This is a genomic window from Streptomyces sp. NPDC059832 (assembly GCF_042731715.1).
Classification (GTDB): domain Bacteria; phylum Actinomycetota; class Actinomycetes; order Streptomycetales; family Streptomycetaceae; genus Streptomyces.
Genome location: NZ_JBHWIY010000007.1, coordinates 373,335 through 383,278, shown reverse-complemented (window position 1 = coordinate 383,278; position 9,944 = coordinate 373,335). Strand labels below are relative to the sequence as shown.

Annotated in this window: 8 protein-coding genes; 5 read left to right on the top strand and 3 right to left on the bottom strand. The window is 72.1% G+C overall.

Annotation, left to right across the window (positions count from 1 at the left end; genetic code table 11):
* Positions 1–113 precede the first annotated feature (113 nt).
* Positions 114–1,754 carry a phosphoglucomutase (alpha-D-glucose-1,6-bisphosphate-dependent) gene (gene pgm / locus ACFV8T_RS15980; RefSeq protein WP_385327886.1) on the bottom strand — a complete coding sequence of 547 codons (1,641 nt, stop codon included), beginning with the start codon at positions 1,752–1,754 and terminating at the stop codon, positions 114–116.
* A gap of 216 nt (positions 1,755–1,970) precedes the next feature.
* Here pgm and ACFV8T_RS15975 point away from each other — a divergent pair, with 216 nt between their 5' ends.
* From ACFV8T_RS15975 to ACFV8T_RS15965, 3 genes are all read left to right on the top strand, one after another.
* A complete protein-coding gene (locus ACFV8T_RS15975; RefSeq protein WP_385327884.1) occupies positions 1,971–2,453 on the top strand; it encodes a GNAT family N-acetyltransferase in 483 nt (160 codons plus the stop codon).
* A gap of 156 nt (positions 2,454–2,609) precedes the next feature.
* The gene (locus ACFV8T_RS15970) at positions 2,610–4,262 is read left to right on the top strand and encodes a glycoside hydrolase family 13 protein (RefSeq protein ID WP_385327883.1); all 1,653 of its coding nucleotides are present in this window, start codon (positions 2,610–2,612) and stop codon (positions 4,260–4,262) included.
* 61 nt (positions 4,263–4,323) lie between these two features.
* Positions 4,324–4,641 (top strand): cupin, encoded by a 318-nt coding sequence (locus ACFV8T_RS15965; protein ID WP_326763967.1) that lies wholly within the window; start codon positions 4,324–4,326, stop codon positions 4,639–4,641.
* Here ACFV8T_RS15965 and ACFV8T_RS15960 read toward each other — a convergent pair.
* A complete protein-coding gene (locus tag ACFV8T_RS15960) occupies positions 4,631–5,899 on the bottom strand; it encodes an MFS transporter (RefSeq protein ID WP_385327881.1) in 1,269 nt (422 codons plus the stop codon). The genes ACFV8T_RS15965 and ACFV8T_RS15960 overlap by 11 nt on opposite strands.
* 80 nt (positions 5,900–5,979) lie before the next feature.
* Between ACFV8T_RS15960 and ACFV8T_RS15955 the strand changes: the two genes are divergently transcribed.
* Positions 5,980–6,867: a LysR family transcriptional regulator gene (locus ACFV8T_RS15955; RefSeq protein WP_385327879.1), complete on the top strand. Its 888-nt coding sequence runs from the start codon at positions 5,980–5,982 to the stop codon at positions 6,865–6,867.
* 30 nt (positions 6,868–6,897) lie between these two features.
* Here the strand turns inward: ACFV8T_RS15955 and ACFV8T_RS15950 are convergent, their stop codons facing one another.
* Positions 6,898–8,376: an MFS transporter gene (locus ACFV8T_RS15950; RefSeq protein WP_385327877.1), complete on the bottom strand. Its 1,479-nt coding sequence runs from the start codon at positions 8,374–8,376 to the stop codon at positions 6,898–6,900.
* A gap of 146 nt (positions 8,377–8,522) precedes the next feature.
* On the opposite strand from ACFV8T_RS15950, the gene ACFV8T_RS15945 reads away from it, so the two are divergent.
* Positions 8,523–9,386 (top strand): helix-turn-helix transcriptional regulator, encoded by an 864-nt coding sequence (locus tag ACFV8T_RS15945; protein WP_385327876.1) that lies wholly within the window; start codon positions 8,523–8,525, stop codon positions 9,384–9,386.
* Positions 9,387–9,944: the final 558 nt, after the last annotated feature.

Below are 9,944 nucleotides of genomic sequence, written 5' to 3'. Positions count from 1 at the left end.
CGGGGAAAACCTGGGGTGGAACACTGGGTTTGAAACCACCTTTTTTTTGTGGAAGGTTCTCCGCGAACCCCCCCCCGTGCCGGGGCCCCCCCGGGGGGCGCCCCCGGCCGGACTCAGGCCTCCAGCGCCGCGGAGACCACGGCCCTGGCCTCCTCCTGCACCCGGCCGAGATGGTCGGCGCCCAGGAAGGACTCCGCGTAGATCTTGTACACGTCCTCGGTGCCCGAGGGGCGGGCGGCGAACCAGGCGTTCTCGGTGGTCACCTTGATGCCGCCGATCGGCGCGCCGTTGCCGGGCGCCCGGGTCAGCACGGCCGTGACCGGTTCACCGGCCAGGGTGTCGGCCGTGACCTGCTCGGGGGAGAGCCGCGCGAGCACCGCCTTCTGCTCGCGGTCGGCGGGGGCGTCGATCCGGGCGTACGCCGGCTCGCCGAACCGGGCGGTGAGCGCGGCGTAGCGCTCGGACGGGGACTTGCCCGTCACCGCGAGGATCTCCGAGGCGAGCAGCGCCAGGAGGATGCCGTCCTTGTCGGTCGTCCACACCGATCCGTCGCGGCGCAGGAACGAGGCCCCGGCGGACTCCTCGCCGCCGAACCCGAGCGAGCCGTCGACCAGGCCGTCCACGAACCACTTGAAGCCGACCGGCACTTCGACCAGCTCACGGCCCAGACCGGCGGCGACCCGGTCGATCATCCCCGACGAGACCAGCGTCTTGCCGACCCCCGCGGAGGCCGGCCACTGCTCGCGGTGCGCGTACAGGTAGTCGATGGCGACGGCGAGGTAGTGGTTCGGGTTCATCAGCCCGGCGTCCGGTGTCACGATGCCGTGCCGGTCGGCGTCGGCGTCGTTCCCGGTCGCGATCTGATAGCGGTCGCGCTGCCCGATCAGCGAGGCCATCGCGTACGGCGACGAGCAGTCCATCCGGATCTTTCCGTCCCAGTCCAGCGTCATGAACCGCCAGGTGGGGTCGGTCAGCGGATTGACCACCGTCAGATCGAGCCGGTGCTGTTCGGCGATCCGGCCCCAGTACGCGACCGACGCGCCGCCCAACGGGTCGGCGCCGATACGCACTCCGGCCGTGCGGACCGCGTCCAGGTCGAGCACGGACGGCAGGTCGGCCACATAGGTGCCGAGGAAGTCGTACGTCCCGGTGGTCGACGCCGCCCGTGCGCGGGCGTACGGCAGCCGGCGTACGTCCTTCATCCCGGCGGCGATGATCTCGTTGGCCCGCTCCTGGATCCAGCCGGTGGCATCGGACCCGGCGGGGCCGCCGTTCGGCGGGTTGTACTTGAACCCGCCGTCGCCGGGCGGGTTGTGGGACGGGGTGACCACCACACCGTCGGCGAGCCGCGCCGTCCGGCCCCGGTTGTGGCCGAGGACGGCGTGCGAGACCGCCGGGGTCGGGGTGTAGCCGTCGGCCGGATCGATGAGCACGGTCACGTCGTTGGCGGCGAACACCTCGACGGCGGTGATCCGGGCCGGCTCCGACAACGCATGGGTGTCGGCACCGAGGAAGAGCGGCCCGTCCGTGCCCTGGCGCGCCCGGTACTCGCTGATCGCCTGGCTGGTGGCGGCGATGTGGTCCTCGTTGAACGCGGTGGCCGTGGACGACCCGCGGTGACCGGAGGTACCGAACGCCACCCGCTGGTCCGGCTCGGCCGGGTCCGGGTGCAAGGCGTAATACGCCGTCACCAGCCGGGCCACATCGATGAGATCCTCCGGCCGGGCCGGCTGTCCAGCTCGTTCGTGCGGCATCTGCCCACTCCTCCGTATCGGTCGGTCGCTTCGGTCTTCCCCCGCCACATTTTCGCGGGTGGCCCGAGCCGCCCCGCGACTGCCCCGCCCGGATCGGACGGGCCGAAACCCGCTGGCGGCCGCGACGGGGCCCGGCATAGGTTCGTCCACGATCATGAGCAGTCCGCCGCGGACTGCGCGAAGCGGCGGGTTTCCGGCCGGACCAGGAGAGACGAGATGACACCGAACGATCTTGCGCCGGACAGCCGGGTGGAGCTGCGCGGGGCCACCGCCGAGGACGCCGGGCCGCTGACCCGGCTCTTCCTCGACTCCCGCGCCGCGTCCATGCCGTACCTGCCCAAGGTGCACAGCGACGAGGACACGCTCGCCTGGATGACCCATGTCGTCCTGCCCGGAACGACGGTGCGGATCGCCGAGACCGGTGCCGGGGAACCGCTGGGCTTCGCCTCCCTCGACGGAACCGAGCTGGAACATCTCTACCTGCGCCCCGACGCACGGCGCCGGGGCATCGGCTCACTGCTCCTGGCCGAGGTGCGCGAGCTCTCGCCCGAGGAGCTCACGCTGTACGTCTTCCAGCGCAACACGGACGCCCGCGCCTTCTACGAGCGGCACGGGTTCACCGCGGTCGGGTTCGACGACGGCAGCCGCAACGAGGAGCAGGAACCGGACGTCAGGTACCGGTGGACGGCACACGGCTGACACGGCTGGCGCGGTCCGCGGTCCGCGGTCCGGGACGAGGATCCGGCCGGAGGCCGAGGTGTTGATCTCCTCCGTGTGCGGTGGTTGAGTGTGCCGCGTCCCGGTGGAGCCCCCGCCGAGGGCGCTGTGTCAGCTCCCCGCGAGAGGAACACGTACGTGGCAGTCGGCCCCGCGCCCCGGGACACCGCGGACTGGTGGCGGGACGCCGCCATCTATCAGATCTACGTACGCAGCTTCGCCGACGGCGACGGGGACGGAACCGGCGATCTCGCGGGCGTACGCGCCAAGCTGCCCCACCTCGTCGAACTGGGCGTGGACGCGATCTGGTTCACGCCCTGGTATCTGTCGCCGCTCGCCGACGGCGGATACGACGTGGCCGACTACCGCACCATCGACCCCGCGTTCGGCAGTCTCACCGAGGCCGAGGGACTGATCGCGGACGCCCGTGAACTGGGCATCCGTACGATCGTCGACATCGTCCCCAACCACGTCTCCGACCAGCACGCGTGGTTCCGCGCCGCCCTGGCCGCCGGGCCGGGCAGCCCCGAGCGGGAACTCTTCCACTTCCGGCCCGGTCGTGGCCCGGACGGCGAACTCCCGCCCAACGACTGGGTCTCCGAATTCGGCGGCGTCCCCTGGACCCGGCTCGCGGACGGCGAGTGGTACCTCCACCTGTTCGCCGCCCAGCAGCCCGACCTCAACTGGGCGCATCCGGCGGTCCGTCAGGAGCACGAGGACGTGCTCCGCTTCTGGTTCGACCGGGGCGTGTCGGGCATCCGGATCGACTCGGCGGCCCTGCTCGCCAAGGACCCCGCACTGCCCGACTTCGTCGCGGGCCGCGACCCCCACCCGTTCAGCGACCGTGACGAACTCCATGACATCTACCGCTCATGGCGGGCCATCGCCGACGAGTACGGGGCCGTCTTCGTCGGTGAGGTCTGGCTCCCGGACAGCGAGCGCTTCGCCCGCTATCTGCGCCCCGACGAACTGCACACCGCCTTCAACCTCAACTTCCTGGCCTGCCCCTGGGACGCCGGGCGGCTGCGCGCCACGATCGACGACACGCTCGCCGAGCACGCCGCGGTCGGCGCCCCCGCCACCTGGGTCCTGTGCAACCACGACGTGACCCGGACCGCCACCAGATACGGCCGCGAGGACACCGGATTCGCCTTCGGCGCCAAGACCTTCGGCACGCCGACGGACCTGGCACGGGGCAGCCGACGGGCCCGTGCCGCGGCCCTGCTGTCGCTCGCCCTGCCCGGCGCGGTCTACCTCTACCAGGGCGAGGAGCTGGGACTTCCGGAAGCCGACATCCCGCGCGACCGGATCCAGGACCCGATGCACCTGCGCTCGGGCGGCACCGACCCGGGACGCGACGGCTGCCGGGTACCGCTTCCGTGGTCGGCGCAGGCACCGTACGCCGGATTCGGCTCCACCACGGAGCCATGGCTTCCGCAGCCGGCCGGCTGGTCCTCGTACGCCGCCGACCGGCAGAGCACCGACCCGGAGTCGATGCTCAGCCTCTACCGCGAGGCGCTGCGGCTGCGCCGGACCGAGCCCGGCTTCCGCGCGGCGGGGGCCGGTGGCCGACAGCTGACCTGGCTGCCCTCCGCACCCGGAGTGCTCGCCTTCACCCGCACCGGCGGACCGGCCTGTGTGGTCAATCTGGGGGAGGAACCGGTGGAGCTGCCCGAGGACACGGACACCCTCCTCCTCAGCGGTCCGCTGGACGAGCAGGGGCGGCTCCCGCGGGACACCGCGGCCTGGCTGCGGCTGCAGGACCGCCCCTCCGGTCAGGCGGACGGATGATCCGCGCGGCCGGGCGGGCGGCAGGATCGCGGGGGGACGGGCACTGCGGCAGAGTGGGCACATGGACGATCTGAATGCCCTCGCCGACGAGCATCTGGCCGCGGCCCGAGCCTCCGCGCACGGCCGCAGCGCCCACCGCCTGCTGCACGAGGAACCCCTGAGACAGACCGTCATCGCCCTCACCTCGGGTTCCGCCCTCGACGAGCACAACGCCCCCGCCGCGGCCTCCCTCCAGGTGCTCCGCGGCCGGGTCCGTCTCACGGCGGCCTCCGGCGATGTGGAGCTGAGCGCCGGAGGGCTCCAGCCGATCCCGCAGGAACGGCACGGGCTGCTGGCACTGGAGGACGCCGTCGTGCTGCTGACCGCCGTCAACGACTGACGGTGACGGCGCCGGGACGTGTGGCGGAGGCCGCCCGCAGGCGCTCCAGGATCCACAGCACCAGGCTGCCCGCGGCGAGCGCACCGCCCAGGAGGCAGATGCCGCTCCAGCCCGCCCGGGACCAGACCACCGAGGCGAGTGCCGCTCCGGCCGCCCCGCCCATGAAGAAGAGCGTCATGAACGCGGAGTTGATCCGGTTGCGGGCCTCCGGGCGGAGCGCGTAGATCACGTTCTGGCTGCTGTTGAGTCCTGCCTGCTGGGCGATGTTCAGCAGGATCACGCCGACCGTCAGCCACAGCAGGGACGACTCACCGGCCAGCAGCGGCAGCCAGGCGAGCGTCAGGAGCGCGGCCGCCGTTCCCGATACGGCCTGCACCCGGCCGCGGTCGCTCAACCGGGCCGCGATGTTCATGCCCACCACACCGATGACGCCCACCAGACCGAAGAGGCCGATGGCGGCCGCGTTCCAGTGGAAGGGCGGCCGGGTCAGCAGGAACGTCAGCGCGGTCAGCTGCACGCTGTACGAGGCCATGGAGAACGCGCCGATGGCCGCCCGCCGGCGCAGCAGGGGCTCCTCCCGCAGCAGGGCCAGGGTGGAGCGCAGAAGCCCGGTGTACGACATCGTGGACGTGGAGCGCGGCCGGGGCAGGCGGGGGAGCCGGTTGTGCAGAAGTATCGCCATGGCGGCCATCAGCAGCGCGTTCACCCAGTACACGGTCCGCCAGCCGCCGAGTTCGGACAGCGCGCCGGCGGCCAGCCGTCCGAACAGCCCGCCGAGCAGCACGCCGGACATGACGACGCCGACGATCCTGCCGCGCTCGGCCGGCGCCGCGAGGGCCGCCGCGAACGGCACCACGACCTGGGCACCGACGGAGGTCAGCGCGGTCAGCAGGGTGCCCGCGATCAGCCACGGGCCGGTGGGAGCGGCGGCCGTGACCAGGAGGAAGAACGCGGTGAGTGCGAACAGGCCCACGGCGAGCCGCCGTCGGTCCATGACGTCCCCGAGCGGGACGAGCAGGATCAGCCCCAGCGCGTATCCGGCCTGGGCAGCGGTGACGATCAGCCCCGCCGCGGTGACACCGATGTGCAGATTCACCTCGATGATGTCGAGGAGCGGCTGCGCGAAGTAGTTCCCGGCGCAGGAGAGGGCGGCGGCCAGAGCCATCAGCAGAACCAGACCGCGCCCGAGCGACGGCGGTTCGGAGAGTGCGGCGCGGGGCACGGCCCGGCTGCGGGATTCGTGAATGGAGTGAGCCATGTGCCCCAGCGTCCGGGATCGACTATCCATGAGTCCAACACATGTTTTTCATTCCATCGATCGTGGTTCACGATGGATGGATGGAACTTCAGCAGATGCGGTACGTCGTCGCGGTGGCGGAACTGGGCAGCTTCACGCGCGCCGCGAAGCGGTGCCTGGTCGTCCAGTCGGCCCTGAGCCATCAGATCGCCCGGCTGGAGAAGGACCTCGGGGCCAGGCTCTTCGACCGCACCAGCCGTCAGGTACGGCTCACCGCGGCGGGCGAGGCCTTCCTGCCGGAGGCCCGGCAGGCGCTGGACGCGGCGGAGCGGGCCCGCGCCGAAGTCGCCGCGACGGCGGGGGAGGTCCGCGGGCGCCTCGCGGTGGGCGCCATTCCGACCGTGGCCTCGGTCGACATCCCGGCGGCGCTGCGGGTGTTCCACCTCCGCTACCCGAAGGTGCACATCGTCCTGCGGGACGGGGCGAGCAAGGACCTCGTCCAGGAGGTGCGGGACGGGACGCTCGACGTGGCGTTCCTGGGGGTGCTGCCCAGCTACCGGCCGAAGGGCGTGAGCGATCACGAGCTCACCACGGGCGAACTGGTCGCCGTCGTGGCGCCCACCCACTCCCTGGCCGGGCAGGCGCAGGTGGGTCTCGACCGGCTGGCGCAGGAGATGTTCGTCGACTACCCGGACGGCACCGCGGCACGGGCGCAGTCGGAGGAGGCGTTCGCGGCGGTGGGCCTCACCCGCGAGGTCGCGTTCGAGGTCAGCGGCACCGACTTCATCGTCCGGCTGGTACGCAGCGGGCTCGGCATCGCCATGCTGCCGGCCGCCTTCGCGGCGGAACTGACCGGCGTGCACGTGCTGCCCGTCCGCGACGCCCCCGTACGCACGGAGCGCCTGGTCTGGAGCCGCTTCCGCCCCACCCCGGCCGCCGCGGCGTTCCTGAGCGGACTCGGTGTCGACCCCGGTACCGGGACCGGCTGACGGGCCCTGTCCCGGTGACCGGAGTACGGCTCAGCGGTGGGGAGCCGCCGGATGCGGGAGCAGGCGCAGGAGGGCCGAGACGGCGACGGCCGCTGCGAGGTCGAGGACCAGGGCAGCGGTCAGGGCGTGCCCGTAGGCCGCGACACCCGTGTGGACGCCCTCGCCCAGCGTGCCGTAGAAGATCACGCCGAGGACGGCCACCCCGACCGAACCGCCGATCTGCTGTCCGGTCGACAGCACGCCCGAGGCCATGCCGATCTCGGCCGGGCGGACGCGCGAGAGCACGGTGTTCAGCAGTGGCGTGACCAGTACGCCGTTGCCCATGCCGGTCAGTACCAGCGGCGCGGCGAGGTGCCAGGCCGTCAGCGAGCCACCGGCACGGACCACGACGGCCAGGGTGGCCGCGTGGCCGAGGACGAGGACGAGCGCCCCGGCACGGAGCAGGCGCCGTCCGTGCCGGGCCATGCGTCCGGCGACGAGGCTGCCGGCGAAGAAGGCGGCGGCGAACGGCAGGTGGAAGACACCCGCGCCCAGGGCGTCCAGGCCGAGGCCGTCCTGCACCGTGACGGACAGAACGAGGAAGAAGGAGTTGATGCCGAAGTACGCCAGGAGAACCAGGACCATGCCGATGGCGAACGCACGTGAGCGCAGCAGCCCCAGCCGCAGCAGCGGGGAGCCGCCGCGCGACTCGACCCGGTGTTCCACAGCCGCGAAGACCGGCAGCGCCAGCACCCCGGCGGCCAGGCTGAACCAGGTCCAGGACGGCCAGCCCGCCTCACGGCCCTCGATGAGGGGGATGACGAGGAGGGCGAGAGCCAGGGTCAGCACGGCCATCCCGGCCAGGTCCGGCCGGCGGCCTTCGGCGGTCCGGGACTCGGGAACGAGGACGGCCGCCAGTACCAGTGCGAGCAGGCCGACGGGAACGTTGACCCAGAAGACCGGGCGCCAGGACGTACCGAAGAGGTCGGCGGAGACGAGGAGACCGCCGAGCAACTGGCCCGAGACCCCGGCGACGCCGATGACGGCGCCCAGGACACCGAAGGCCCGCGGACGCCGCTCCGGCGGCAGGAGCACCTGGATCGTGGCGAACACCTGCGGGAACATCACGGCGGCGCCGACTCCCTGGACGAGCCGGGCCGCGATCAGCGCATCGGGGCCGGGAGCGGCGGCACATGCCACGGAGGCCAGGGTGAACACGGTCATGCCGATGAGGAAGCACCGCTTGCGGCCGAACCGGTCACCCAGCCGGGCCCCGGTGATCAGGACCATGGCGTAGGTGAGTTGATAGCCCGCCAGGACGAGCTGGACATCGGCGTCCGAGGCGTTGAGGTCCTCCTGGACGGTGGGCGCCGCCACGAGCACGATGAAGGTGTCGAGCACGGCCATGAAGACGCCGATGAGGATGACGGAGAGGGCGCGCCAGGGGGAGGGCGGATCGGTCGGCACCGCGGCTTCGGCGGTGGTGCGGGCAGGTGGCGCGGGATCGGCGGGCGGCCGGATGCGGGTCATGATCCCGATCCTGGGCGGGGCGCGGGAAGCACAACAGGGGCAGTTCATGCTGGTGGCCGCAGTACCACCCTCGGGCCGGTGGGGCCGTCGTCCCGAGGGCGGGCGGTAGTGTGCACGCAGGGCGGCAGGACCGGGGAGCGGGGGCCATGACGGACGAGGCACGGCGCCGGGTCCTGGCGGAGTTCCTCCGCACGCGCAGGGAGCGGGTACGGCCCGCCGACGCCGGTATTCCCGCCGGGCCGCGCCGACGCACTCCCGGTCTGCGCCGTGAGGAGGTCGCCGTGCTCTCGGGCGTGAGCGTCACTTGGTACACCTGGCTCGAACAGGCCAGGGACATCACCGTGAGCCGCCAGGTGCTGCACAGCCTGGCCGGGGTACTGCGGCTCTCCCCGGCCGAGACCCGCCACCTCTTCGATCTGGCGGGCCAGGTGCTGCCCCGGACCACCGGAGCGGACCACGACGGGCGGGTGCTGCAGCGCCTGGTGGACGCGCTCGACCCGAACCCGGCGTATCTGCTGGCGCCCAACTGGGACCTGCTGGCCCGGAACCGGTCCGAGACGGGTCTCATCGGCGACCCGGCCGACGGTCACGTGCCCGAACGCAATCTGCTCCGACTGGTGTTCACGCATCCCAGGATCCGCACGCTCCTGGCCGACTGGCCGGGACAGGCGCGGGCGCTGCTGGAGCAGTACCGCGCCGGTGCGGACCGGCACACCGGCGACCCTGCATTCGAGCGCCTGACCGCCGACCTGTACCGGAGGAGCGACGAGTTCCGCATGTGGTGGGACACGCACGACGTCGCCGAATTCCGTCCCGCGCGCAGGACGTTCGACCATCCCCGGCTGGGAAGGCTGACGTTCGACTACGTGAAGCTGGCGGCGGTGGACGCACCGGGAGTCACCCTGGTCTCGTGTTTGCCGTCCGACGACGAAACGGCTGCGAAACTACCGGAGTTGAGCGGATGCGCCGAGCCCCCGCCCACCTCGTCCCCCGGTCCGGACGACCGCTGAGCGCATCACCCGCGACGCGGCTTTCCAGCCCGCCACCTCAACTCCGAGCTGGGCACCGACTTCTGGGCCGGAATGCATCCCTTCGATACCGACATCGACCGAAGGGCGTGCCCACCAAGGCCTTTCCGAACGTCGGGCCCTTCGCCAGCCCGGGTGTGGCCGGCCCGAAGGTCATCGCCGACGCCATCCGTTCCGGCCCCCAGGGTCTTCCGTTCGGATCGGGCCGGACCAGGGAGTGGGGCCCGGTGCATGCGCTCACAAGGCGATCTTTTGTCGCGCGGCTGAGCCGCCGGTGCTCAGCCGCGGAGTCGTACGGGACCGGACCGGACTACCCCCGGAGCGCCGCGCGCAAGCGCTCTCCCATTGCCGCGGATTCCTCGTCCCACCGTGACGTGCGCGGCACCAGGGGCACCCGCCACGAACTCGCAGACGAAGCAAGGGCCGTTGCGCACTCGGGCCTCATAGGCTTCGAGGTCATGGGACCGCTGTTCCGGTGACACGCTCTTCCTCCCTGTCGGTCCGCCGGCACCGCAAGGTGCAGGTGGCCGAGCATAGGTT